We start from the raw sequence: 24,203 nt of genomic DNA, 5'->3' as shown, positions 1-24,203 counted from the left end.
GCCGATGGACACCCCCCGTTCCCGCTCCCCCCTGACCGCCGGCCTGCGCGCAGCTTGCGTTCTGCTGGCCTGCCTGCTGCTGGCCGCCTGTTCCCGGGTCACGCTGTACGGGGACCTGGAGGAACGTCAGGCCAACGAGGTGTTCGCGGCGCTGCTCGCTTCGGGGGTGAATGCCGAGAAGCGCACGTCCATCAGCAAGACCGGCTGGGAAATCCGGGTCGACAAGGGCGAGTTCGCCCAGGCCATGCAGGTGCTGCAGGCGCGCGGGCTGCCGCGGCAGCAGTACGTGTCGATGTGCGACGTCTTCAAGAAGGAAGGCATCGCCTCCTCCTCGGTCGAGGAGAACGCGCGGTACCTGTGCAGCCGTCAGCAGGAGCTTGCGCGAACGCTGTCCGGCTACCCGGGTGTGGTCGACGCGCGCGTGCACATCGCCATGGCCCAGCGCGATCCGCTGGGCGGCGAGGACGGCGAATCGTCGGCTGCGGTGGTGATCTTCCAGCAGCCTGGCGCCAACCTCGAGAACATGCAGACCCGGATCAAGACGGTGGTCAAGGACGGCATCGAAGGGCTGAGCGACATCAACAAGGTTTCGGTCGAGTTCGTGCCGATGCCGGGCGCGCCCGTCGTGGCGGACGCGCCGCAACGCGCGTCCTCCGTTCCCGCGGCGATGTCGGCGGCCAACGCGATGTCGATCGGCATCGGCCTGGGCGTGCTCGCGCTGCTGGCGCTGGTCTGGGCCGCCTGGGGTCGCCTGCGCCAGCGTCGCGCGCCGCAGTCGGCCGCCGACGGCAGGATCTGGAACGGCTGACGCATGCCGTTGCAGGCGCTGCTCGCCGACGTCCATCCCGCGTGGTACGCGGATGAAGCGGGGCAGGCGCTCGATCCGCAACTGGTGGAAAGGGCGCGCACCAGCGCGCTTGGCCAGCGTCTGCTGGTACGGGCGCTGCCGCCGGCCTTTCTCGATGGGCTGCTGGCGCCGCGGCCGGGTGACCGCACGCACATGGCGACGCCGCGTCGCTGGCCACCTGCGCGCCTGCGCGCACTGGTGCGCGACCTCGGCGTGCTGGCCTATGCGCCCTTGATCCGGGCGGAAGTACGTCGCGAGCCCGTGCGCTGGCTGCGCGCCACGCTGGGCAACAGCTACCTGCTCGCCCTCGACAGGACCGTCTGGGATGGCCGCCTCGATCAGGCGACCCGTGCACGCCTGTCTGCCGAATGGGAAACCCTGCTGGCTGCACCCGGATTCCTGACCGATCCGTCGCTGCTCGGCGACCTGCTCGACCGGCAGGGCCGGGGCGAACTGCATGCGTGGGCGTCGCGCCGCCATCGCATGCTGGCCGACTGGGCGCGCCTGCTCCACGACAACGGTCCGCTGTGCGCCGCGCACCTGCCGGAAAAGGCGGTGCTGGTGGTCGCGTCCCACCACGAGAACCATGATGGCGACTAGGGTCCAGGCGAAACCTTCCGCGGCAGCCGTGAGCCGGGCGCCGGCGCATGGCACCGTCACCGTGTTCGAGCGCCGCGAGTTCGAGCGTGCGGTGTCGGCGCGCGTGGTCCGCGCCCGCCACTGGGCACGGCTCGAGGAACTCGACCAGTTGCTGGCCCGCGCCAATGCGCTGTGCGGTGAGGTGGAGGCCGAGGTCGCGCAGGCGCGCGAGGCCGGGCAGGCCGAGGGCTTCGCCGAAGGCCTCAAGCGCGCGCAACAGCAGATGGCCGAACAGTTGACCGCGCTCAACGAACGCCGCGCGCGGGTGCTGGCCGAGGCCGCCGGGCGCATCACCGAGCTGGCCTGCGCGATCGTGGCGCGGGTCGCGCCGGGCTTCGACGCGTCGCGCGTGGTGCCGCCGCTGGTGATGCAGGCCGTCGAGGCCGCGCAGGCCGAGCAGTTCCTGTTGATCCGTGTGCATCCCGGCGCGCGCGAGTCCGTGCAGGCTGGCCTCGGTGCGGTGCGCCAGGCGCATCCCGCGGTCGGCGTGATCGAGCTGGTCGACGACGAAAGCCTGGATCCGCTGAGCTGCGTGGTGGTTTCGGAAGCGGGCGAAGTGCGCGCCGGCGTGGCGCAGCAGATCGAGGCGATCCGGGTCGCGCTCGCGGGTGCCAGCCAGCCGGGGCACGCGCAATGAACCTGCCGGGGCTGCCGGCGTCGCAGCTGCGCGAGGACCGCGACGACGCGGGAATCGATCCGCTGCTCAGCGCGCTGGCGGGCGTGAAGTCGATCCAGCGCGTGGGCCGGGTGGTCGAGGCCTACGGCACCCTGATCCGCGCCACCGGTCTGAAGGCCGCGATCGGCGAACTGTGCCACCTGCGCAATCCGCCCGGCGAGGGCGATCCTGCATTCGACCTCGCCGCCGAAGTGGTCGGCGTCTCGCGCCAGCACACGCTGCTGACGCCGCTCGGTGCGCTCGACGGGATTTCCGCCACCACCCAGATCGTCGCCAGCGGTCGCCAGGCGTCGGTGCGCGCGGGCCAGGGCCTGCTCGGACGCATCCTCGACGCCCATGGCGAGCCGATCGACGGCAAGGGCCCGATCGGGCCCGCCGTCGAGATGCCGATCTACGCCGCCTCGCCCAACCCGCTCACCCGCAACCTGATCGAGCGGCCGTTCTCCACCGGCGTGCGCGCGATCGACGCGGTGATGACCGCCGGCGAGGGCCAGCGCGTGGGCATCTTCGCGGTCGCCGGCGGCGGCAAGAGCACCCTGCTGGGCATGCTCGCGCGTGGCGGCGACGCCGACGTCAACGTGATCGTGCTGGTGGGCGAGCGCGGCCGCGAGGTCAACGAATTCATCCACGACAACCTCGGCGAGCGCGGCCTGGCGCGCTCGGTGGTGGTGGTGGCGACCTCCGACCGGCCGGCGCTGGAACGCAGCCGCGCGGCGTGGGTGGGCACCGCCATCGCCGAACATTTCCGCGACCAGGGCAAGCGCGTGCTGCTGCTGCTCGACTCGGTCACCCGCTTCGCGCGTGCGCTGCGCGACGTCGGCCTGGCGATCGGCGAGCCGCCGGCGCGGCGCGGCTTCCCGCCTTCGGTGTTCAGTGCACTGCCGCGGCTGTTCGAGCGCGCCGGCAACAACGAGACCGGCAGCATCACCGCGTTCTACACGGTGCTGGCGGAGGACGAGGACGGCGGCGACCCGATCGTCGAGGAAGTGCGCTCGATCCTCGACGGCCACATCGTGCTCTCGCGCAAGCTCGCCGCCGCCTACCACTACCCGGCGATCGACGTGCTCACCAGCCTCAGCCGCACCATGCCCCGCGTGGTCGACCAGGCGCACCTGCGCGCCGCCGGCCAGCTGCGCAAGGCGCTGGCCAAGCACCAAGACATCGAACTGCTGCTGCAGCTGGGCGAGTACAAGCGCGGCAGCGATCCCGAGGCCGACTTCGCGATCGACCGCATCGGCCCGATCCGCAAACTGCTGCAGCAGGGATCGGCCGAGCTGGTGCCGTTCGCGCAGTCGTCCGACACGCTGAAGAAGCTGTTCGCATGAGCAGCGCATCGCGCAAGCGCTATCCGCTGCAGCAGCTGTTGCAGCTGCGCGAGCATCGCACCGGCAAGGCGCGACTGGTCGTGGTCGAGAAGCAGCGCGTCGTGCGCGATTGCCGCGACGCCTGCACCCGGATCGAGACCGAGATCACCGGGCTGCGCCAGGAGCGCGCCGGGCAGCGGATGCGGATGCTGGAGCCCCCGCCTCCGGGCATTCCGTTCCCGCTTGCCCTGGAGCAGAGGGAGGCGCACATCGACTGGCTGGGCGAACAGGAACAGGCCGCATGCCTGCGCCTGCAGCAGGCGCAACAGAAGCTGCAGCAGGCCGAACAGGCGCTGGCCGAGGCGATGCAGGCTTTCTTCCGCGCCAAGGCCCGCGAGGACGCGCTGGAAAAGCGCAAGGCCCTGTGGCGCGGCGAGGTGGTCGCGCTGGAGGCGCGCCGCGAAGAGGACGCCGCCGCCGACCTGGTGCAGGCCGCCCACAGCGCCCGCACCCGACACTGAGGATCCGGACATGAGCATCGATCACAGCAGCAGTTCGTCGCTGTCCAGCCGCCCGGCCACGGAAACCCGCGGCACCGAAAACGACCGCCCCGCGGACAAGCCGCGCGAGGCGCCGCCGAAGGAGCAGGTGGATCGCTTCCGCCAGTTGATGCAGCACGGCCGCCAGGAAGGCCGCAGCGGTCCGCAGGAGCGCGAGGAGTCGCCGCGCGGCGCGCTGGAGCCAGGCCGGCAGGTTGCGCACGGCGCCACGCGCCATGGCGAGGACCAGGCGGCGCTGCGTGGCCTGACGGAGCAGCGAGGCACCCACGACGGCACCGACAACAACGGCATGGGCGCGAACTCGATCGAGGGCGCCGACCTGCTGGCGATGATGCAGGCGCAGGCCGCGCTGCGCGACGGTGGCGGCCTGCCGCCGCCGACCGCTCCCGCGCCGCCGATGGCCAGCGGCAAGGCGCTGGCGGAGATGCTGGAACGACATGTACGCCAGCTCGCTGTCGATGGCGCCACCGCCACCGACGGCGAAGGCCACGTGCTGTTGCGCATGTCCGACGCGACCCTGCCCGGCACCGACCTGCTGCTGAGCAGGACCGCCGACGGCTGGCACCTGCGCGCCGACGTGCGCTCGCGCGACAGCTTTGATGCCATCCGCGAGGCCGCCCCGGCGCTGGCCGAGCGCTTCGCCGCACACAACCTCGGCCACCTCGAGATCGATCCCCGCTTCGACGGCTGAGGCCAGGGTTTGCCCCAGGTGGGGAACGCCCCAGCTTGGACGGCCTGCCTCCTCTCCACAGACTCCAAGGCGCGGACCAGCGCTTCACGAAGAACCGATACCCCAACATCAATCTTCAGACAGGAGTCACCCCATGAGCTTCCTCAGCGGTCTCAGCGATGTTCTTTCCTCCGTCGTCAGTGCGGTCGTCACCGCCTATACCGGCAACCCGATGCTCGGCCAGCTGGCCGGCGGCCTGGTCAGCTCGCTGCTCAGCGATTCCGGCGGTTCGGGCAATTCCGCGTTCGACGACGTGTTCAACTCCGCGTTCAGCAACGGCTTCCTGAACGCAGTCGGCGCCTGACCGGCAGTTGGACCTGTTGCAGCGGCCGTCCCCAAGGCCGGCCGCTGCACCCGACACCACCAACCGGTTGCACACGAGCATCATGGCCAAGCGTCCTCCCCAACGCCCGCAGCGCAAGCCCGATGACGGCCCCGCCGTCCCGTTCGGCGCCGCGGCATTCGCCCACGATGTCGACGCCCAGGCGGCGCCCGCCGTGGAACCGCCAGTGGCCGACCGCGCCGCGTCGCTCGCGCTGCCGACCAGTCGCGAGGAATTCATCGAGTCGCTCGGCGAGATGCGTGCCCAGGGCAGCCTGGACGTCGCCGACGAGGCCGCGATCCTGCGCGAATACGACGTGCTGCTCGGCGAGCTGAAAAGCGACAAGGCCAGACTCGAGGCCGAGTTCCGCGAGCGCACCAGCCGCGATGGCCAGGACGCCAGCCGCGCCTGGCTGGCAGAGGCCGCGGAGGCCCTGGGGCGCCGGCAGGGCGAACGCATGCGCCACCTGTTCCAGACCATTCCCGCCCTCACGCAGCCCCCGTCCGCCGCCTGACGTCGGCTAGGGTCGGCCCCAGTTGCCGGTCCCGTGCGCAGCGGGGACACTCCATCCAGACCTCCCCCAACGCTCCTTCTCCCTGCAAAGGATCCCGCCGGCACATGGCCATCCGCCCGCCCCGCAAAGTCGCCCCCCGAGCCGCCGATCGCGGCCCGGTCGCGCTGGCGAGGACCGCGGCGCCGGTGGACGCAACGCCGGCCACGGCGGAGGCGCCGACGGGGGTCGGGCTCGAGGAGCAGCAGCGCGAAATCCTTGACCTGCTCGAAGCCTCGTTGCGGACCACCGCACCGGCGGGCGACGACGAGGACCTCGACTTCGTCATCGCCCACATGCGCAAGGCCGTGGCGGAGGCGAACCTGCAGCCGGCGGCGACGGGAATCGAGCGCACCGCCTGGGTCGACACCCTGGAAGCGCTAGCGCGCGACGGGCTGCTTGCCCGGGAAGAGCGGGAAAGCCTCATCCGCCAGTTCGGCGAGGCGACCAGCCAGGTCCAGAACCGGGAAGTCCAGGTCGCGCTGGAACTCGCGCAGCGCATCGAGCGCGATGGCGAGCAAGCGGCCATGGCATGGCTGGCATCCCTGCGCGCGGGCGACGCCCCGGCGCCGGGCGCAGGCGGCGCCTTCGCCGACCAGGTCGTCCTGCCCGGCAAGCAATCCATCACCAAGTCACGGTCGCGGCGGCTGCGCGGCCCGCCCGGATCCGTCTGAAGAAGCGCCTGGTTTACCGCACCCAAGGCAGTTGTTCCGAATTCTTCGACACAGACGATCCAGACTTGAGGACACTACGATGACCCAGAGCTACATCCTGCAGATGTTCACCGCCCGCGTCGAAAGCGGCGAAGTCAACTCGGCCGAACTCAAGCCCGGCAAGGGCGGCTCCTGGTTCGAGGCACTGGCCGCCGGGCTGGGCAAGATCCTTGCGGCACGCGCCGGCAAGATGATCGAAGCGCAGCAGACCATGGAACGCACCTACGACAGCGACGCCAAGCAGCAGTCCGAGGAATACATGGCGGCGATGACCGACTTCCAGGTGCAGTCGCAGATCTTCTCGCAGACCGCACAGGCCGTCTCGACCGCCATCAAGTCGGTCGGCGAAGGCCTGGCCCAGGTTGCCCGCAAGAACTGAGGCAGCCGATCCGTTCCGGGCCGTGGCCCGGAACGGCAGCAAGCGATCCATTGCGGCGGGCATTGCCCGCCGCAATCGTTTGCGTCGCGTTGCGGACCGCGACGGTGGTCACGCCCTGACGCCAGGCTTTTTCGGGACGTTAATCATCGCGATGCTAAGTTCGATCTCACCGGGTTCGATGCGCGATGCCGCCGCCAAGGAGGAATCCATGCTACCGACCATCAATCGTCCTTCCGCACGCCTCGCCGTGCTGTCGCTCGGGTTGCTCGGCGCGATCTGCGTCATCCCGCCGGCCAGCGCGCAGCTGATCGACGCCGGGGGCCAGGCCAACCTGATGCAGCAACATGCGTTGATGCGCAACCAGAGCACCGGCGATGGTCCGGACTGGATCGATCGCGAGGCCGTGAGGAAGAAGCGCGCGTCGCAGCAGCTCGCGCATGCGCCTGCGCACCGGCCGATCGACGAGGCTGCGATGGAGGCGGACATGCGCCGCATGATCGACCAGCGACGCCGAGAACTGCTCCCCGAGTACGAACGTCGCGTGCGCAGCGATGGCAGGCCGAGCGCCGACCGCTGGCTGCGCCAGGTCGCCACCGAGATGGGTCGGCGCGACGGTGCGGCGATCCGCGCGAAGTACGGGCAGTAGGCGGCCCCTGCTGTCCGCGCTGCGCGGAACCGCCGGCATGCGAATCCGCAGGTGATCGTTTCGCGCGTCGCGGCAGGCTTTCGAGGGCGGTTCTGCCGGGTCGTGCTGCCGCTCGTCGCCCGGCAGGTGCATCCCTCGGCGCGCACTGCCTTGCGGTCCCTGCTGCGGTCCGGGGCTTCGCGAACCCCTTCCGTTGCGGACGGCGCCGAGCGCACCGGGCGATCGCGCATTCCGAACTCCGCCGGCGCTGCACGCACCGGAGTCTGGGCGAGCTTCGTCGTGACGCTGGCGCTGCTGACGGGCTGCGGGGCCGGATCGTCCGGGAATGAATCCGCGTCGGCCGGACCGGGCCCGGAGCGTGGCGCCACGGGTGGTGCCGCGGCCTCCACCCGCGAGTCCTTCGAATCGTCCTTCGAGCGACCGTATCTCGACGGCTGGCGCGCCGCGTCCGGCGAAGCGCGTTTCGATCCGCGGTTCAGGCGCTCGGTCGCCGTGCGGCAGCAGGCCGTGCAGGCCTTCCTGCGTGAGTACCGACCGCTGGAAGAGGATACGCGCGAGCTCCGTGCGCTGGTGGAAAGTGGCCAGGCGCTGCAGGACTTCGACCAGGCCATGTCCACACTGGGGCTCGATGGGAACGACCTCGTGGACGTCATCGCGATGCACCACGCGGTGCACTGGGCGGTGGTCAACGGCGATCGCGTTCGCCCGGAGCAACTGCCGGCGATCCGGGAGGCCGTGGCGTCGTCGACCCTGCTTGGGGAACTGACGGATGCCGGCGATGCGGAAAAGCAGGAGGTCGCCGACCGTGCCGGGATCCTGACCGCAATTCGCAGCAGGGAATACGCGCAACTGCTGGGCGCGGGCGACCGCGACGCACTGCGCCGCTACGGCGATCGGGTCGCCGCCGAAGTACTGGCGCGCCATGGCATCGACCTGCGCGAGGGGCGCGTGGAGCAGATGCGGCCCGCGGGGACGCGCCCTGCGCGATGAGGTGGTTCGGGCGGAGCGCCGGGCTAGCGCAGGCGGCGTGCGAGCAGCCAGGCCCAGAGCCCGGTGGCCAACCCGGTGGTGGTGAGGGCATTGCGCCACAGGGGGAGCGATTCGGTCGCGATGGGCAGCGAGGCCGCCAGCGGCGTCATCATCCCGAGCGCGACTGCGAGGCAACTGTAGGTGACGGCGATCAGCGACCAGTACAGCCATTGTTGCCGCCGCGACTGTGCGGACATCGCATCGGACGACTCGCCGGCAGCCGTGTGGCCGGCGGGACGCGCCTGCTCTTCCGGCTCGATGTCCGCATCCTGCGTGTAAGCCGCCGGGGGCAAACCCGGCGCCGTGGCTGTGTGCCCCGCGGCAGCGGTCGTGGCGGGCGAGGCCCTGCGACCGTCTCCGCCGCTGGCGGCTGCCGCAGCGGCCTTAGGGGAGCGCTTCCTCGCCGCGTCACCATGTCCATCCGCGTGCCGGCGCGATTGCGATTGGGAGTCGCCATCGCTGTCGCGCTGTTGCGCCTCGCGCGCGTGCTTGTCGCGCTTGTCCCGGGTTTCCTCGGACTTGCGTGCACGCACCGCCTGCTGCGGCGCCTGGGCGAAGGTGGTCCCCGCCGGCTGGCCGACTGCGGCCAGGGTGACGCCGGCGGCGCCGACCAGTCCCGGCAATCCGCCCGCGGGCATGGGCTCCGCCGAGCCTGCCACCCGTTCGGCGCGTGCAGGGAGCGGGGCCTCCACGGGGGTACGTCCTTGCATGAGGGGCACGGCCGGATCCTGGAGCGTTCGCGCGGAGTCCGGCGGAGCCGTAGCCTGGGCCGGGACCGCAGGCGCGGTCTGCGAGGCCATGGCGGTGGGCGCGCCAGCCGGGTTTTGCGTCGCCGGCACCGCGGATTCGGCACGCGCGGGTTGGGCGAGCGCCTGCATCAGCCCGGCGTATCGCGCATCGGTCGCCACGCGCCCCTCCTGCGCCCCGTTCGCCGCCACCAGCGCCGCCGCCATCTGGCGTCCGTCTTCACCCGCGCGTGGCGTACCGGGTGTTGCCTGCGTCCGTTCGGCAGCGGTCTGCTGCGCCTGGGCCTGGACCGTCGCGCGCAGGGCATCGGCTTCGGCGCGCGCCTCCGCCAGCGATTGCGCAGGCGCGGACTGCTGCGCTGCGTTCTCGCGCAGCAGGGCCGCCGCCGCCGCGGTGGCCTGTGCCAGGGGCGCGGCCGCGTGCGCAGGAAGGTCACGGGCGCCACCCGGGGGCATGGTCAGAAAATCCATCACCCACTGCCGGAACTCCTCCGCCGGTACCTGCGACAGTTCCCGGAACAGGGGATGGGAGGGATTCTGGCGCATGGCACCGGACAGCAGATCGGCCACCTGCGTGGCTTCCGGGAGGGAAAGTGGCGGCAGGCCATCCGACCGCATCGGACCGGTATGGGGCGAGTGACCGTCATGTCCCCGCCCATGCGGACCCAGCGGCCGCAGCGGTCCGTCATCGCCCATTTCCATCATTCCGCCCGGCCCCATCAGCGGGCCGCCTTCGCCGCCACGCCCGGGCATGGGCAACAAGGCGCGTAGCGCGTCGATGGGGGACGGGATGGATGTCACGGCATGCCTCCCCGATACCGGCGCGAAACACGCCTGTCATCGATCCACGCTACGTCGGTGCGACGCACGCCGGTATCTGGGGTCGACCCTAGGGCGGAGGGCGGACCGGGACCTGCGTCGCAGGCGCAAGTCCGCGGGCGTCGCATGTTGCTCCGAGGCCTGACGGCGCCGCTGTCTCCAGCATCGCCGGCGGTGAGGCGGAACCGGGCCGCGACGCAAAAAAAACGGGAAACCGTTGGTTTCCCGTCGAATCCGGCAGTGCCGGAGGACTCGTGTTGTGGCGGGCGCAGATTACCGCCCAGGCAAAGCTGATGCAATACCTTAATTTCTTTTATTCAAATAATTGTTTTTATTATCTATTTTGCTCGAGAGCGTCACGCTTCCTGGCCCGGCGCGCCTGCCTCGTCTCGTTCCAGGCATTGTTGAACACCGCCGGTTCCCAGGAGCCGTAGGTGGGGTTGGGCAGCATCCACCAGCGTTCGCCGAACCAGTCGCCGTACTGGGCCAACAGGCCGGCGCGGGCGTCCGGGGTGTTGGCGACGACCTCGACGAAGTCGCCGAGCTGGTCGCCGAACTGCATCAGCACCCGGTACTCGCGCCCCGCAAGCCGGCGCCGGCAGAGTTTTTCCGAACCCTGCTGCTCGCAGCCCTCGACATGGGTGCCCAGGCCCAGGAACACGCTGTCGTCCTTCACCGGCAGGCCTTCGGCGCGCAGGTTGGCCAGGGTCGCTTCCTTCAGGTGCACGGCGCGGTTGGACAGATAGAGGATGGTGACGCCCCTGGCTTCGGCGGCCCTGGCGAACTCCACCACGCCGGGCACGGGTCTGGCCTTCTTCTCCGCGACCCACCGGTCCCAGGTGACTTCGTCGTACTCGGCCCCGTCGGCGATCAGGCGCGCCTGGTAGGGCGAGTTGTCCAGCACGGTCTCGTCGATGTCCATGATCACCGCGGGCTGCAGCCCGGCGGCTGGTGCGGCCTGTTCGCGTTCCTCCGGGACCAGCGCGTCCCAGTTCGGTTCCTTCAGCGCCGCGTCGAGGTGGTCGGCGGCGGCGCGGAAGATCGAGATCGCATTGGCCTGGTATTCGGCCGAGCGTTGCACCCAGAGCACGGCGTTGAGGTTGTCGTCGGCGTCGGTCGTCGCGGTCCCGGCCGGCGATGCGGACGCGCTGGCTTCGGGCCGGGGAGGCTCCGCGACGGCATCCGGCGCGGTGAACGACACCGGTTTGCAGGCGGCGAGGGCGAGGGCGGTGGCGAGCAGGAGGGCGGCGGGTGCGGGCGCGCGCATGCGGCGTGTTCCAGCGGTTCGGGAGCCGCCGAGTGTAGCGAAGCCGTGTTTCCGGCGGTCGCCGGCGCCCGGCTATGCTGTGGCGTGACCGAACCAGCAGGACAGCAGGGGCCCCATGGACGCCGATGACACCGCACTGCCATTGACCGCGCCCGAGGCGCGGGTGCTGGGCTGCCTGATCGAGAAGCAGGCGATCACCCCGGACATCTATCCGCTCACGATCAACGCCGCGCAGTCGGCGGCGAACCAGAAGACCGCGCGCGAACCGCTGATGTCGCTCGATACGGGCACCGTGCACCATGCCCTGCGGCAGCTGGAGCGCAAGGGTCTGGCCAAACAGGTGTTCTCTTCCCGCGCGGAGCGTTACGAACATCGCGCCGAAGCGTTCTTCAGCCTGCCCAGGCCACAGGTGGTGCTGCTTGCGCTGCTGCTGTTGCGCGGCGCGCAGACCACGCACGAGCTGCTGGCGCGCAGCGAGCGCATGCATGCCTTCGTCGATGTCGACGACGTGCGCCACCATCTGGAACGGCTGATCCAGCACGCACAGGCGCTGGTGGTGCTGCTGCCGCGCGCGTCCGGCCAGCGCGAGGATCGCTACACCCACCAGTTGTGCGGCGCGGTGGACGTGCAGGCCGCTGTGGAGCGCGTGGTGGCGCAGGCTGCGCCACGAGCCGTCGCCCTCGGACTGCAGGCGCGGGTCGAGGCGCTGGAGGCAGAAGTGGCCGAACTGCGCGGTCAGCTGGCGCAGTTGCTGGCCGGCGAGGGCCGTTGACCCTGTCGACCCCGGAAGGTGGCACGACAGGGCCGGGTGCGCGAGGGTGGTGCGCTAGTCGCCGAGCAATGCCCGGATGCTGGCGAAACCCACGGTGGCGCGTTCGACCTTGCGCGCCGCGTCGGCGACCGGGTCGGCGCCGTCGCGCTGCAGCTCGGCGGCGGGCAGTTCGTCCAGGAACCTGCTCGGGGCCAGCCGCAGCTTGGCGCCCCAGCGCTGCGCTTCGAGCGAATAGGACAGCCACAGCTGTTCCTTGGCGCGGGTGATGCCGACGTAGAGCAGGCGGCGCTCCTCGTCGAGCCGGCCCTCGTCGATGCTGGCCTCGTGCGGCAGGGTGTGGTCGTCCATGCCGACGATGAACACGTAGCGGAACTCCAGGCCCTTGGCCGCATGCAGGCTCATCAGCCGCACCTGGTTGCCGGGATCGCCCTTGTCGGCGTGGCTGAGCAGGGCCAGCTGCGCGGCGAGTTCGCCGGGGCCGGCGCCGCGCGCGCCCTCGAACCAGTCGGCGAGTTCGTCGAGGTTGCCGCGGCGGATGCGGAACAGCTCGTCGCTCTTGCACTGCTCGCGCAGCGCGGCCAGCAGCCCGGACTTCTCGGTCAGGCCGCGCACCAGTTCCGTGGGCGGCAGGCGCGCGGCATCGGCGCGCAGGCCGCGCAAGATGTCGGTGAACGCGCCCAGTGCATTGGCTGCGCGCGGCTGCAGCTGCTTGAGCAGGCCCATCGACTCGGCGGCGCGCGACAGCGGCAGGTGCGCGTGCTGCGCCATTTCCGCGAGCTTCGCCAGCGAGGTCGCGCCGATGCCGCGGCTCGGCGACTGCACCGCACGCAGGAAGGCGGCATCGTCATCGGGGTTGGCGACCAGCCGCAGCCACGACAGTGCATCCTTCACCTCGCCGCGGTCGAGGAACGCGGTGCCGCCCGAGAGGTGGTAGGGGATGCGCAGCAGCTGCATCGCCTTTTCCAGCGCGCGCGACTGGTGGTTGCCGCGGAACAGCACGCAGAACTCGCTCCACGGCACCTCGCGCGCGGTGTGCAGGAAGTGGATCTCGCCAGCGACGCGCTCGGCCTCGTGCGCGGCATCGCGGCATTCCCACACGCGGATGCGCTCGCCGTCGGGCTGCGCGCTCCACAGCGTTTTCGGGTGTTCGTGCGGGTTGTTGGCGATCAGCGCATTCGCCGCGCGCAGCACGCGGTTGCTGCAGCGGTAGTTCTGTTCCAGCTTCACCACCACCAGGTTCGGATAATCGCGGCCGAGCTGGGACAGGTTCTCGGGATTGGCGCCGCGCCAGGCGTAGATGCTCTGGTCGTCGTCGCCCACGCAGGTGAAGTTGGCTTTCGGCCCGGCCAGCGCCCTGAGCAGGCGGTACTGGGCGTCGTTGGTGTCCTGGCATTCGTCCACCAGCAGGTAGCCGATGCGCTCGCGCCAGCCGGCGACAGCGTCGGCATCGCTTTCCAGCAACTGCACCGGCAGCCGGATCAGGTCGTCGAAATCGACCGCGTTGAACGTCGACAGCCGCCGCTGGTAGCGCGCGTACAGGGACGCCGCCTCGTGCTCGCGCGCACTGCGTGCCGCTTCCGCCGCCTGGTCCGGCGACAGCCCCGCGTTCTTGACGGTCGAGACCAGAGACTGCATCGCCTGCACGGCATCGGGCTTGGCGCCCGGCATCAGGTCCTTGAACTGCGCCATCGAATCGTCGCTGTCGAAGATCGAGAAACCGCGGCGCAGGTCCAGCTTCGCATGCTCGGATTGCAGGATCCGCAGGCCCAGTGCGTGGAAGGTGCACAGCGTCAGCCCCTCGGCGGCGTCGCCGCGGATCCTTCGCGCCACGCGCTCGCGCATCTCCTTCGCCGCCTTGTTGGTGAAGGTGATCGCGGCGATGCGTTTGGCCGGATACCGACCCGTCTGCACCAGGTGCGCGATCTTCTCGACGATCACCCGCGTCTTGCCGCTGCCGGCGCCGGCGAGCACGAGCAGGGGGCCGTCGCAGTGCGCGACCGCGGCGCGTTGCTGGGGATTGAGGGACATGCGGACGACGATGGTGGAGCGGCGTCATTCTACAGCCCCGGACTCCCCCGACCGGCGTTGCCCCATTGGAAAATGGTGCGATCCGGCGGCCGCTGCGGCGCTTCCGGCCGCGGACGGCCGGTTTAAACTGCCATCCATGGCCAAGCTCTACTTCTACTACTCGGCGATGAACGCCGGGAAGACCACGACGCTGCTGCAGTCGGCGCACAACTACCGCGAGCGCGGGATGCGGACGCTGATCCTCACCCCGCGGCTCGACCACCGCGACGGCAGCGGGCGGGTGGCGTCGCGGATCGGGTTGCAGGCGCAGGGCGTAGGCTTCGATCGCGGAGACGACCTGCAGGCCCTGGTCGAACGCGACATCGACGCCGCCGGCAAGCTCGACTGCGTGCTGGCCGACGAGGCCCAGTTCCTGACCCGGGCGCAGGTCTGGCAGCTGGGCGAGGTGGTCGACATGCTGCGCGTACCGGTGCTGTGCTACGGGCTGCGCACGGATTTCCAGGGCGAGCTGTTCGAAGGCAGCCAGTACCTGCTGGCCTGGGCCGACGAACTCGTCGAGATCAAGACCATCTGCCACACCGGCAGCAAGGCGACCATGACCGTGCGCGTTGACGAACATGGCCAGGCGGTGCACACCGGGCCGCAGGTGGAGATCGGCGGCAACGAGCGCTACGTCTCGGTCAGCCGCGCCGAGTTCAAGCGGATTTCGCGCGGCGAGGGGCGGATCGATCCGCTGCAGACGCCGCTGCCGCTGGCCTGAGCGCATCGCCGGCCATGCACGACGCGTGCAGCGCCGCGATCTCGCGCGGCAGCGCGCCACCCTCGGGCTGGGCCTGTTCCACCTGCGCGACCAGCGCCTGCAGGCTCGCCAGCGCCAGGTCGCGTTCGGCCGGCGTTCGGCAGCGCGCGTCGGCGGCATAGGCACGCGCCAGCCAGCCTGCCTTGCGCAGCTCGGATTCCTGCGGCGGCAGTTCCGCCAGCGCGTCGAGCCGGGTCAGTGCCGCCGGATCTCCGCGCAACGCCTGGTAGCGGGCCAGCGAGATCTCCGCGCGCCGCGTATGCGAATGGTTCGCACCGTAGTCGCCGCGGGTCAGCGCCTGCGCCTGGCGCAGCGTCGCCAGCGCCGACGTCCTGCCCAGGGCGGCTTCGACTTCGCCGATCAGTCGCAGGGTATCGCCGACCAGCCCGTGGCGCGCCCCGAACGCCTCGCGCCGCAGCGCCAGCGACTCCTGCAGCAGTGGCAGCGCCTCCCCGTCCCGCCCGGCGCCATGCAGCAGCATGGCCTGGTTGAACAGGCCAGAGGCGAGCATGGTCTGGCTGCGATGCTCGCGCCAGATGTCCACCGCGGTGGACAGGTCGCGCAACGCCGCGTCGAGGTCGCCGCGTTCCCAGGCCACGATCGCGATGCTGTTGTGGCTGCGCGCGACATCGACGTGGCGCTCGCCGAGGCGGGCCGTCATCCACGCCAGGGTGTCGCGGAACTCGGCTTCGGCTTCGGCGAAGCGGCCCTGGTCGACATGCACGGCGGCCAGCTGCCGGCGCGCGTCGATCGTGGCGTGGTGGCGCGCGCCGCGCAGCTCCATCGCCAGCGACAGCGCCTGGCTGCAGTCGCGCTCGGCGGCGACGGTGTCGCTCGATTCGCGTTCGAGCGAACACAGCGTACGCAGCAGGTCGATCGCCAGCGGGTGGCGTTCGCCGCTGCTGCTGCGCAGGAGCGCCAGCGCCGCGCGGGTCTCGGCCAGCGCACGCGCGGTGTCGCCGCTCGCTGCGTGCAGGCCGGCGAGATCCGCCAGGTTCTCGACGATGCCGGCGTTGTCCTTGAGCGGGTCCCGGCGCAGCGACAGCGAACGCAGGTACAGCACGCGCGCATCTGCGATCCGGCGCGCGGACGCGTGGCAACGGCCCAGCTGCGAGTAGAACGCAGACACCGGCAGCGGCAGCCGGCGTTCGCTGCGCTGCGCGAGCGGCATCTCCGGTTGCATGCGACCGACGCAGCCGTCGATGTCGCCCTTCAGCCGCAGCACCCGGCCCAGATCGCTGGCCGACTGCAGCCGCAGGCTCGCCGGCGGGTCGTCCAGCGCGTCGATCAGCGCCACCTGCCGCAGCAGCAGGGTGCGCGCAGCGTCGTAGTCGCCCAGGCCCGCGCGCAGCCGCGCCACCACCCCGAGCAGTTCCGCGCGCGCCACCGGCTGGTGCGCCAGCTCGCTCTCTATGCGGCGCTCGCCGCCGTCGAGCAGTTGCCGGATGTCCACCAGCGCGTCGGAAGGCACGTCGCCGGCGGTCTCGAACAGGCCGACGACGAAGTTCTGCATCGCCTGGGCGCGTGCCGATTCCTGCACCGCCTGCCGCGCCTGCCAGGCGACGATGCCGAGCGCGCTGACCAGCACCAGCGTCACCATCGTCGCCGTCGCCAGCGCCCATCGATGGCGGCGCACGTACTTGCCGATCCGGTAGGACATGCTCTGCGGACGCGCATGCACCGGCTTGCCTTCGAGCCAGCGCTGCAGGTCCAGCGCCAGCGCCTCGACCGACGGATAGCGCTGCTCGGGCTTCTTGGACAGCGCCTTGAGCACGATGTTGTCGAGGTCGCCGGCGATCTCCTTGCCACGGCGGCGCAGTCGCGCGTCGGCCTCGTCGCCGTCGGGTGCGCGCTGCAGGGCCTGCGATGGCCGCTGCGGGTCGAGGTTGAGGATCGCGTCCTCCCACTGCGCATCGCTCGGGCGCTTGAGCTGGTAGGGCTTGCGGTTGGCCAGCAGCTCGTACAGCACCACGCCCAGGGAATACACGTCGGTCATGGTGGTGACCGGTTCGCCGCGGATCTGCTCCGGCGCGGCGTAGTGCAGGGTGAAGGTGCGCAGGCCCGTGCGGGTGTGGTCGAGCGACTGCTCGGGGGTGTCGAGCAGCTTGGCGATGCCGAAGTCGAGCAGGCGCACGTCGTCGAGCGGCGTGACCAGGATGTTCGAGGGCTTGAGGTCGCGGTGCACGATCAGGTTGGTGTGCGCATGGCTCACGGCCTCGCACACCTGCAGGAAAAGACCCACGCGCATGACCACGCCGGGCTCGCGCGCGCGGCACCAGTCGGTGATCGGTTCGCCCTCGACGTATTCCAGCGCCAGGTAGGGCTGGTTGTCGCTGCTGATGCCGGCATCGAGCAGGCGCGCGATGTGCGGATGCTCGAGCCGGGCGAGGATCTGCCGCTCGCGGGTGAAGCGCAGGCGCAGGTTGGGGTCGGCCAGGCCGGGACGCAGCAGCTTCAGCGCCACGCGCCGCTGGTAGAGACCGTCGGCGCGGCGCGCCAGCCACACCTGGCCCATGCCGCCTTCGCCGAGCATGCGTTCGAGCTCGTACGGGCCGACGGTCGCGCCGGCCTGCACGCCCGGGCGCACGCCGATCAGCGGTTCGTTGAGGAAGTCGTCGCCGCTGGCCTCCAGCGCGATCAGCTCCTCCAGGTCGTCCGCGAGTTGCGGATCCTCCTCGCGCAGCGAGGCCAGGCTGCTGGCGCGCGCGCCCTCGTCCAGCTCGAGCAGCGCGTCGAGCAGGGGAGACAGGCGTTGCCAGCGATCGGCGTCCATGGCTCAGGTGCCGGCGTCGGGCGCGACGTGCGCCTCCGGCGGTCCCCCATCCGCCTTCGGCACCTTCCCCCGCGAACGGGGGAAGGAACGGCAGACTCCGCCTGCCGCTACGAGATCCGGCTTGCCGGGAACCACCGCTTCAGCGCTGGCGCGCATGTCGCCGCCTGTCCCGGTCACGAATCCTGCAGCGACGCCAGCAGGTACATCCGCGCCTTCTGCCAGTCGCGGCGGATGCTGCGGTCGGAGCGGCCGAGCAGGGTGGCGATCTCGGCTTCGGACAGCCCGCCGAAATAGCGCAGTTCCACCACGTGCGCGAGCTTGGCGTCGACGCCGGCCAGGCGGTTGAGCGCCACGTCCAGCGCCAGCATGTCCTCGTCCAGGCGCAGCCCGCCCTCGATGTCCTGCGGCAGGTCGGTGACGCGGTGCAGGTCGCCGCCGCGCTTCTGGGCCAGGCGCTGGCGGGCGTAGTCGACCACCACGCTGCGCATCGCCGAGGCGGCGTAGGCGAAGAAGTGGGCGCGGTCGTCGAACTGGATCTCCTTGCGGCCGATCAGCTTGAGGTAGGCCTCGTGCACCAGCGCGGTGGCGTCCAGCGTCTGCCCCATCTGCCCGGACAACTGCCGGCGGGCCATGGTGTGCAGTTCCTGGTACAGGGTGGCCAGGACACGGTCGAGCGCGCCGCGGTCGCCGCCGCGCGCGGCGTCGAGCCAGAGGGTGATGTCAGCGGTTTCGGTCATGCGCGAGGAGTCCCGTCCCAGCGCCGGACTATACCGCGAAGCCGCGCGGCCGGTCGCCGTGACGCGCGGCCCGAGGGCCCCTTCAGCGCTGGCAGTGGCCGCACCAGACCGTGGTGCGCTGGCCGATCGCCGCCTGCCGCAACGGCCGCCCGCAGCGCGGACACGGTTCTCCGCCGCGGCCGTAGGCCGACAGCTCCTGCTCGAAGTAGCCGGGCGCGCCGTCCGGGGCGAGGAAGTCGCGCAGGGTGGTGCCGCCGCGGCGGATCGCGTGGTCGAGGATGCGACGGATCTCGCCCGCCAGCACCCGGTAGCGCTCGCGCGAGACCCGCCCGGCGGCGCGCAGCGGCGAGATGCCGGCGGCATGCAGTGCCTCGGCCGCATAGATGTTGCCCACGCCCACCACGATCCGCTGGTCCATCAGGAAGGCCTTCACCGGCGCGCTGCGGCCGCGGCTGCGCGCGAACAGGTGGTCGCCGTCGAAGTCGTCCGACAGCGGTTCCGGCCCCAGACCCTGCAGCAGCGCGTGGATCTCCCCGGGTGGCTGCCACAGCAGGCAACCGAAGCGGCGTGGATCGTTGAAGCGGAGCACGCGCTTCGGCCCCGTGCGGCCGCCCTCGAGCGCGAAGTCGACATGATCGTGGTCGCGCACCGGGGTCGTCGCCGGCAGTACGCGCAGGCTGCCGGACATGCCCAGGTGCAGCAGGGCGCTGCCGGCGGCGGTGTCGAGCAGCAGGTATTTCGCGCGGCGACGCACGGCGACGATGCGTTGCCCGGGCAACAGGGTGGCGACCTCGGCCGGGATCGGCCAGCGCAGGTCGGCCCGGCGCAGCACCACCTCGCGCACGCGGCGACCTTCGACATGCGGCGCCAGCCCCGCGCGCGTGGTCTCGACCTCGGGCAGTTCAGGCATCGGCGCCGGTCCGGTCGAACTCGAAGGCCGGGACCGCGCCGTCGCGCAGCCGCAGTGGCGCATCGAACGCGCGCGCGAGCAGGGCGGGCGTGAGCACTTCGCCGCGAGGCCCATCCGCGACCACGCGGCCCTCGCGCAGCAGCACCACATGGCCGATCTCCGGCACCAGCTCCTCGGCGTGGTGGGTGACCAGCAGCAGGGTCACGCCCTCGCGGGCCAGCCGGCGCAGCGTGTGCAGCAGCCGCTCGCGGGCGACCACGTCCAGCCCTGCCGCGGGTTCATCGAGCAGCAGGGCCAGCGGCGCGTGCACCAGGGCGCGCGCCAGCAGCACGCGCCGCGCCTCGCCGGTGGACAGGCTGGCGTACAGACGGTCGGCGAGGTGCGCGGCATCGGCCCGCCCCAGCGCTTCGGCGGCAAGGCGCAGGCGGTCTTCCGGCACCTCGCCCTGCTGCGGCGCCAGGCGTGCGTCGAAAGCGCCCAGTACCACGTCCTTCACCGACAGCTCTGGCAGGGTGGCGAGCTCGTCGTGCATCGCGCCGGTGACGATCCCGAGCCGCGAACGGATCGCGCGCACGTTCCACAGGTGTTCGCCGAGGATCCGCACCGCCGGGCGTCCGTCCGCACGCGCCGCCGGGTAGAGCTGGCGCGTCACCAACTGGATGAAGGTGGACTTGCCGCAGCCGTTCGGGCCGAGGATCGCGGTGTGCCGCCCCAGCGGCAGTGCGAGGGTCACCCCGTCGAGCGCGGCGCGCCCGTCGCGCAGCACGCGGACGTCGTCGAGTTCGATCAGGACGGTGGCGTGAAGGCCTGCGTCGTCGGTCATCTGCGGGACATGGGGATGAATCCAATGAACACCATACGCGGCCGCAGGGCTGGCCTTGGCATCGCGAGGGCCCCATCATGCAGGGGTCCCGAACTTGCCGAAAACGTCATGCCCGCGTCCCTGATCGACTTCCTCGCCGGTGGCCTCCTGCAGTGGGGCTTCTGGCCGCTGGCCGCCTACTTCCTGGTCGCCACCCAGCTGACCATCCTCTCGGTCACCCTGTACCTGCATCGCAGCCAGGCGCACCGCGGCGTGGATTTCCATCCGATGCTGGCGCACTTCTTCCGTTTCTGGACCTGGCTCACCACCTCGATGATCACCCGCGAGTGGGTCGCCATCCACCGCAAGCACCACGCCAAGTGCGAGACCGAGGAAGACCCGCACAGCCCGATGCACAAGGGCATCAGGACCGTGTTCTGGCAGGGCGTCGAACTCTACCGCGAAGCGCGCGGCATGCGCGCCGACATCGAGCAATACGGCAAGGGCGCGCCCAGCGACTGGATCGAGCGCCACCTGTACACGCCGCATGCCACGCTTGGCCCGACCCTGCTTCTGTTCATCAGCTTCGCCCTGTTCGGCTTCGCCGGCATCGCGATCTGGGCGATCCAGATGGCGTGGATCCCGTTCTGGGCCGCAGGCGTGGTCAACGGCCTCGGCCACTGGTGGGGCTACCGCAACTTCGAGACCACCGACACCGCCACCAACCTCACCCCGTGGGGCGTGTGGATCGGCGGCGAGGAGCTGCACAACAACCACCATGCGTTCCCGAGCTCGGCCAAGTTCGCGTTGCGCAAGTGGGAGTTCGACATCGGCTGGGCGGTGATCAGGGGCCTTGAGACCGTGAAGCTCGCCAAGGTGCTGCGCGTGGCCCCGGCGCTCGACGTGCGCCCGAACATCCAGGTGCCCGACACCGACACCATGCGTGCACTGCTCGCGCACCGCTTCCAGGCGATGACCGACTACCAGCGCAACGTGCTGATGCCGGCGCTGCGCGAGGAAGCGGCCATCGCCGGCGGCAAGCTGCGCTCGCTGTTGCCGCGGCAGCAGCGCAAGGCGCTGGTCGACGACGGCCGCTGGCTCAAGCCGGAAGCGCGCGAACAGATGCAGCAGTGGATCTCGCAGCGGCCGCGCATCCACACCCTGGTCGAATACCGCCGCCGCCTGGCCGCCGTGCTCGAGGCGCGCAGCAGCAACGCCAGCGACGCGCTGCATGCCCTGCAGGACTGGTGCCGCGAGGCCGAGGCCAGCGGCATCCGCGTGCTGCAGGAGTACTCGGCAAGGCTCAAGGGCTACTCGCTGCAGTCGGTCCGCGCCTGACGCGCGGGGCGGACCAGACACACCTCTCCCGCTTGTGGGAGGTTCGGCGCAGAATCCGACGCCGCACATCTGTCTCCCGCCTCGTGGCAGCGGGTCGGCGGAGAGCATAGAGCGCGCCTCTTCGTGCCTTGCGGGAATGCTCTCCGCGCAGAGCATGATCCAGCGCAGCTCTCCCGCCTTCGGAAGAAGGCCGGGCGCACACCGCGCGCCGCCTGCGCCGCAATCGAGCGCGAACGCCCTGTCGCCCTCCCACCTGCCTGCGGGGCAGGGCAACCCTGCCGCTACACTCCCCCCATGCGCACCCTGATCGCCTTTGCTCTCCTGCTGCTGCCCGTAGCCCTGCTTGCCCAGGTCACCCGCACCGGCGAATACCTCGCGAAGATGGACACCGACGGCGACGGCCGCGTCTCGCTCACCGAGTACCAGGACTGGATGAGCTACGCGTTCGACGGCATGGACCTCGATGCGGACGGCGTCCTGACCGCGTCCGAGCAACCGGGGGGCAAGGGCAAGCCGCTGACCCGTGACCAGCACCGCGTCCGCCTCGCCGAGCGGTTCCGTCGTCAGGACGCGAACGGCGACGGGTTCCTGGACGCGCGCGAACTGGCGGCTCCGCCGCAGTAGCCGGGCCACGTCCTGACCGATGCGCCGGTGCCTGGTCGCGTAGCCCGGGTAAGCGAAGCGCACCCGGGGTTGCGATGGTGAAGGTATGGCCGAGGGCCCCGGATGCGGCCTGCGGCCTTGTCCGGGCTACGTGAAGCCGAAGCGTCCGTTGGTCGACGACCAAGCACCGACGTAGCCCGGGTAAGCGAAGCGCACCCGGGGTTGCGATGGTGAAGGTATTGCCGAGGGCCCCGGATGCGGCCTGCGGCCTTGTCCGGGCTACGTGAAGCCGAAGCGTTCGTTGGTCGAGGACCAAGCACCGGCGTAGCCCGGGTAAGCGAAGCGCACCCGGGGTTGCGATGGTGAAGGTATTACCGAGGGCCCCGGATACGGCCTGCGGCCTTGTCCGGGCTACGTGAAGCCGAAGCGTCCGTTGGTCGACGAACCGGGCCGGTCGCGTCGGCTCACTCCCACCCCAGCCGCTGCCGCACCACTTCCGCCACCCGGCCGGTTTCCCGCAGCGGCACGAGGTCCGGGCGTTGGCCGGGGGCCGCGTCGAACGCACCGATGCGTCGGCGTGCGCGCAACGCATCGAGGAACCGCCGCGGCCGCCCGTCGCTGCGATCGGCGTCGAAGACGTGGACGGGTGCGCGGGTGGCGCAGGCTTCGCTCACCATGTTCACCGAGTCGGGCGAGCAGACGATGCGATCGGCCCAGGCCAGCAGGCCGGGGTAGGGGTTGGGCCCGTCGTGGGTACCGCGCCAGGCGAGACCGGGGGTGCCGGCCAGTGCGCGATGCACGGCCTCGACCATGCCCGGCGGCGTGCGGCGCGAGACGGTGGCGAGCACGCTGCCACCCGTGCGCGCGGCCTGCGCGGCGAGGTCGGCGCACAGCATTTCGATCCGCGCCCGGTCGAAACGGGCGTGCGCGGTGGGCCCGCCCACGAGCAACGCGGTGCGCGGCGCGGGCAGTTCCGCGAGGGTGGCGAAGGTGTGCCGGGCTTCGGCCAGCCAGGCGTCGTCGACCGGATGCAGGCTGCCGAGCAGGGGGATGACGTTGTCGCCGCTGCGGCGGTCGTGCTCGGGCAGGACCAGCAGGTCCCAGTGGCGGGCGTCGATCCGCGGGTCGAGGATCTGCACGGTCTTCGCGCCGCATGCGCCGAGCAGGCGGGTGGCCAGTGCGGCCTGGCGGCCGCAGCCGATGGCGAGGGCGGGAGGCGCGTGCAGGGTATCGGCAAATGCGTCGCCGAAGGCATGCCTGGCACCCGGGAGCAGGCGCGGCGCCAGCCAGTGCCAGGGTGGGCGCGGCTCCAGCGCGAGGGTGCGGACCGCGCCGCCGAGTGCGGCGGCCAGTGCATCGGCCTGGCGCGCGTTGCCGGCGCGGCCGTCGCTGATCGACCAGATTTGCGGTGAATGCGGGCCCGCGGCGGCGGCTCGTTCCATTTCTGTAATCATCCGTTCCGATGACCGCGGCTGAACGTCATGCGTGGAACTCTACACTGCAGCCCATCCAGACCGCTTCCGCAGGACGCCCGATGACCGACACGTTGCCCGATGCCGCACTCGACCAGATCTTCCGCACAGCCCGCACCCACAACGCATTCTCCGGGCAGATCGACGATGCCACCCTGCGCAGCCTGTACGACCTGGTGAAGCTGGGACCGACGGAAGCCAACGCCTGCCCGGCGCGGTTCGTGTTCGTGCGCTCGCGCGAGGCCAAGGAGAGGCTGGGCCCGGCGCTGAGCGAGGGCAACTTCGAGAAGACGATGGCCGCCCCGGTCACCGTGATCGTCGGCCACGACCTGCGCTTCTACGACAAGCTGCCGCTGCTGTTCCCCCACGCGGACGCGAAGTCCTGGTTCGAGGGTTCGCCGGACGAGCGGCTGCAGCGCGTGGCCCTGCGCGGCTCGAGCATGCAGACCGCGTACCTGATCGTGGCGGCGCGCGCGCTGGGGCTCGATGCAGGCCCGATGACCGGCTTCGACAACGACAAGGTCGATGCCGCCTTTTTTCCCGGCACGGCGGTGCGCTCGAACATCCTGGTCAACCTCGGCCGGGGAGACGCCTCGGTGCTGTATCCGCGCTCGCCGAGACTGTCGTTCGACGAGGCGGCACGGATCGAATGAGGCATCCTGTGCCCTGCGACACCACGCTTGCCGGCGCCGCCGGCGGCGTCTCGGGCGCCGGGTCCGGTTTCGTGCCGGGGCGGTGACGC

The 24,203-nt window shown here is 71.0% G+C and carries 25 protein-coding genes; 17 read left to right on the top strand and 8 right to left on the bottom strand.

Annotation, left to right across the window (positions count from 1 at the left end):
• Positions 1-4 precede the first annotated feature (4 nt).
• From sctJ to FZO89_RS06345, 12 genes are all read left to right on the top strand, one after another.
• On the top strand, positions 5-808 hold the full coding sequence (gene sctJ / locus FZO89_RS06395; RefSeq protein ID WP_187471057.1) for a type III secretion system inner membrane ring lipoprotein SctJ: 804 nt from the start codon (positions 5-7) through the stop codon (positions 806-808).
• A gap of 3 nt (positions 809-811) precedes the next feature.
• Complete coding sequence (locus FZO89_RS18465) at positions 812-1,447, top strand: hypothetical protein (protein WP_187471056.1); 636 nt, start codon at positions 812-814, stop codon at positions 1,445-1,447.
• Positions 1,437-2,123: a FliH/SctL family protein gene (locus FZO89_RS06390; RefSeq protein ID WP_187471055.1), complete on the top strand. Its 687-nt coding sequence runs from the start codon at positions 1,437-1,439 to the stop codon at positions 2,121-2,123. The genes FZO89_RS18465 and FZO89_RS06390 overlap by 11 nt, the downstream gene beginning before the upstream one ends.
• Positions 2,120-3,487, top strand: coding sequence for a FliI/YscN family ATPase (locus tag FZO89_RS06385; protein WP_149102460.1), 1,368 nt, complete (start codon positions 2,120-2,122; stop codon positions 3,485-3,487). The genes FZO89_RS06390 and FZO89_RS06385 overlap by 4 nt, the downstream gene beginning before the upstream one ends.
• On the top strand, positions 3,484-3,987 hold the full coding sequence (locus FZO89_RS06380) for a hypothetical protein (RefSeq protein WP_149102459.1): 504 nt from the start codon (positions 3,484-3,486) through the stop codon (positions 3,985-3,987). The genes FZO89_RS06385 and FZO89_RS06380 overlap by 4 nt, the downstream gene beginning before the upstream one ends.
• 10 nt (positions 3,988-3,997) lie before the next feature.
• Positions 3,998-4,717, top strand: a complete 720-nt coding sequence (locus FZO89_RS06375; RefSeq protein WP_149102458.1) for a type III secretion HpaP family protein — start codon at positions 3,998-4,000, stop codon at positions 4,715-4,717.
• A gap of 133 nt (positions 4,718-4,850) precedes the next feature.
• Positions 4,851-5,060 (top strand): hypothetical protein, encoded by a 210-nt coding sequence (locus tag FZO89_RS06370; RefSeq protein ID WP_149102457.1) that lies wholly within the window; start codon positions 4,851-4,853, stop codon positions 5,058-5,060.
• 82 nt (positions 5,061-5,142) lie between these two features.
• The gene (locus FZO89_RS06365) at positions 5,143-5,592 is read left to right on the top strand and encodes a hypothetical protein (protein WP_149102456.1); all 450 of its coding nucleotides are present in this window, start codon (positions 5,143-5,145) and stop codon (positions 5,590-5,592) included.
• A gap of 104 nt (positions 5,593-5,696) precedes the next feature.
• On the top strand, positions 5,697-6,302 hold the full coding sequence (locus FZO89_RS06360; protein WP_149102455.1) for a hypothetical protein: 606 nt from the start codon (positions 5,697-5,699) through the stop codon (positions 6,300-6,302).
• A 79-nt stretch (positions 6,303-6,381) separates the two neighbouring features.
• Positions 6,382-6,720, top strand: coding sequence for a hypothetical protein (locus tag FZO89_RS06355; RefSeq protein WP_149102454.1), 339 nt, complete (start codon positions 6,382-6,384; stop codon positions 6,718-6,720).
• A 22-nt stretch (positions 6,721-6,742) separates the two neighbouring features.
• Positions 6,743-7,366, top strand: coding sequence for a hypothetical protein (locus FZO89_RS06350; RefSeq protein WP_187471054.1), 624 nt, complete (start codon positions 6,743-6,745; stop codon positions 7,364-7,366).
• 51 nt (positions 7,367-7,417) lie between these two features.
• Positions 7,418-8,356 (top strand): hypothetical protein, encoded by a 939-nt coding sequence (locus FZO89_RS06345; protein WP_149102452.1) that lies wholly within the window; start codon positions 7,418-7,420, stop codon positions 8,354-8,356.
• A gap of 23 nt (positions 8,357-8,379) precedes the next feature.
• Here FZO89_RS06345 and FZO89_RS06340 read toward each other — a convergent pair whose 3' ends face one another.
• Together FZO89_RS06340 and FZO89_RS06335 are read right to left on the bottom strand one after the other, a co-directional pair.
• Positions 8,380-9,711 carry a hypothetical protein gene (locus tag FZO89_RS06340; protein WP_149102451.1) on the bottom strand — a complete coding sequence of 444 codons (1,332 nt, stop codon included), beginning with the start codon at positions 9,709-9,711 and terminating at the stop codon, positions 8,380-8,382.
• Between the two features lie 583 nt (positions 9,712-10,294).
• Positions 10,295-11,227, bottom strand: a complete 933-nt coding sequence (locus tag FZO89_RS06335; protein ID WP_149102450.1) for a 5'-nucleotidase, lipoprotein e(P4) family — start codon at positions 11,225-11,227, stop codon at positions 10,295-10,297.
• A gap of 115 nt (positions 11,228-11,342) precedes the next feature.
• On the opposite strand from FZO89_RS06335, the gene FZO89_RS06330 reads away from it, so the two are divergent.
• Entirely contained in the window at positions 11,343-11,999 is a 657-nt protein-coding gene (locus FZO89_RS06330) for a YceH family protein (protein WP_149102449.1), read from the top strand.
• Between the two features lie 54 nt (positions 12,000-12,053).
• Here the strand turns inward: FZO89_RS06330 and FZO89_RS06325 are convergent, their stop codons facing one another.
• Positions 12,054-14,027, bottom strand: a complete 1,974-nt coding sequence (locus tag FZO89_RS06325) for a UvrD-helicase domain-containing protein (protein WP_149102448.1) — start codon at positions 14,025-14,027, stop codon at positions 12,054-12,056.
• 136 nt (positions 14,028-14,163) lie between these two features.
• Here FZO89_RS06325 and FZO89_RS06320 point away from each other — a divergent pair, with 136 nt between their 5' ends.
• Positions 14,164-14,787, top strand: a complete 624-nt coding sequence (locus tag FZO89_RS06320; RefSeq protein ID WP_149102447.1) for a thymidine kinase — start codon at positions 14,164-14,166, stop codon at positions 14,785-14,787.
• On the opposite strand, the gene FZO89_RS06315 is transcribed toward FZO89_RS06320, so the two are convergent.
• The 4 genes from FZO89_RS06315 to FZO89_RS06300 all read right to left on the bottom strand — a co-directional run bounded on the left by FZO89_RS06315 (position 14,723) and on the right by FZO89_RS06300 (position 20,069).
• Positions 14,723-17,599 (bottom strand): serine/threonine-protein kinase, encoded by a 2,877-nt coding sequence (locus FZO89_RS06315; protein ID WP_149102446.1) that lies wholly within the window; start codon positions 17,597-17,599, stop codon positions 14,723-14,725. The two genes, FZO89_RS06320 and FZO89_RS06315, sit on opposite strands and share 65 nt — an antisense overlap.
• Before the next feature lie 173 nt (positions 17,600-17,772).
• Positions 17,773-18,336: an ECF-type sigma factor gene (locus FZO89_RS06310; RefSeq protein ID WP_149102445.1), complete on the bottom strand. Its 564-nt coding sequence runs from the start codon at positions 18,334-18,336 to the stop codon at positions 17,773-17,775.
• Between the two features lie 82 nt (positions 18,337-18,418).
• Positions 18,419-19,246: a bifunctional DNA-formamidopyrimidine glycosylase/DNA-(apurinic or apyrimidinic site) lyase gene (mutM, locus tag FZO89_RS06305; protein ID WP_149102444.1), complete on the bottom strand. Its 828-nt coding sequence runs from the start codon at positions 19,244-19,246 to the stop codon at positions 18,419-18,421.
• Positions 19,239-20,069: an ABC transporter ATP-binding protein gene (locus FZO89_RS06300; protein WP_149102443.1), complete on the bottom strand. Its 831-nt coding sequence runs from the start codon at positions 20,067-20,069 to the stop codon at positions 19,239-19,241. The genes mutM and FZO89_RS06300 overlap by 8 nt, the downstream gene beginning before the upstream one ends.
• Positions 20,070-20,177: 108 nt before the next feature.
• Between FZO89_RS06300 and FZO89_RS06295 the strand changes: the two genes are divergently transcribed.
• Both FZO89_RS06295 and FZO89_RS06290 read left to right on the top strand, forming a co-directional pair.
• Positions 20,178-21,386, top strand: coding sequence for a DesA family fatty acid desaturase (locus FZO89_RS06295; RefSeq protein ID WP_149102442.1), 1,209 nt, complete (start codon positions 20,178-20,180; stop codon positions 21,384-21,386).
• A 294-nt stretch (positions 21,387-21,680) separates the two neighbouring features.
• Positions 21,681-22,010 carry an EF-hand domain-containing protein gene (locus FZO89_RS06290; protein WP_149102441.1) on the top strand — a complete coding sequence of 110 codons (330 nt, stop codon included), beginning with the start codon at positions 21,681-21,683 and terminating at the stop codon, positions 22,008-22,010.
• 443 nt (positions 22,011-22,453) lie between these two features.
• Here FZO89_RS06290 and FZO89_RS06285 read toward each other — a convergent pair whose 3' ends face one another.
• Positions 22,454-23,431 carry a mitochondrial fission ELM1 family protein gene (locus FZO89_RS06285; protein ID WP_149102440.1) on the bottom strand — a complete coding sequence of 326 codons (978 nt, stop codon included), beginning with the start codon at positions 23,429-23,431 and terminating at the stop codon, positions 22,454-22,456.
• 92 nt (positions 23,432-23,523) lie between these two features.
• Here FZO89_RS06285 and FZO89_RS06280 point away from each other — a divergent pair, with 92 nt between their 5' ends.
• Positions 23,524-24,114: a malonic semialdehyde reductase gene (locus tag FZO89_RS06280; RefSeq protein WP_149102439.1), complete on the top strand. Its 591-nt coding sequence runs from the start codon at positions 23,524-23,526 to the stop codon at positions 24,112-24,114.
• The last annotated feature ends 89 nt before the right edge of the window (positions 24,115-24,203 follow it).

The sequence above is a fragment of the Luteimonas viscosa genome (assembly GCF_008244685.1).
GTDB lineage: Bacteria > Pseudomonadota > Gammaproteobacteria > Xanthomonadales > Xanthomonadaceae > Luteimonas > Luteimonas viscosa.
Note: the sequence above shows the minus strand (reverse complement) of the source record. Positions and strands in the feature narration are given on the sequence as shown.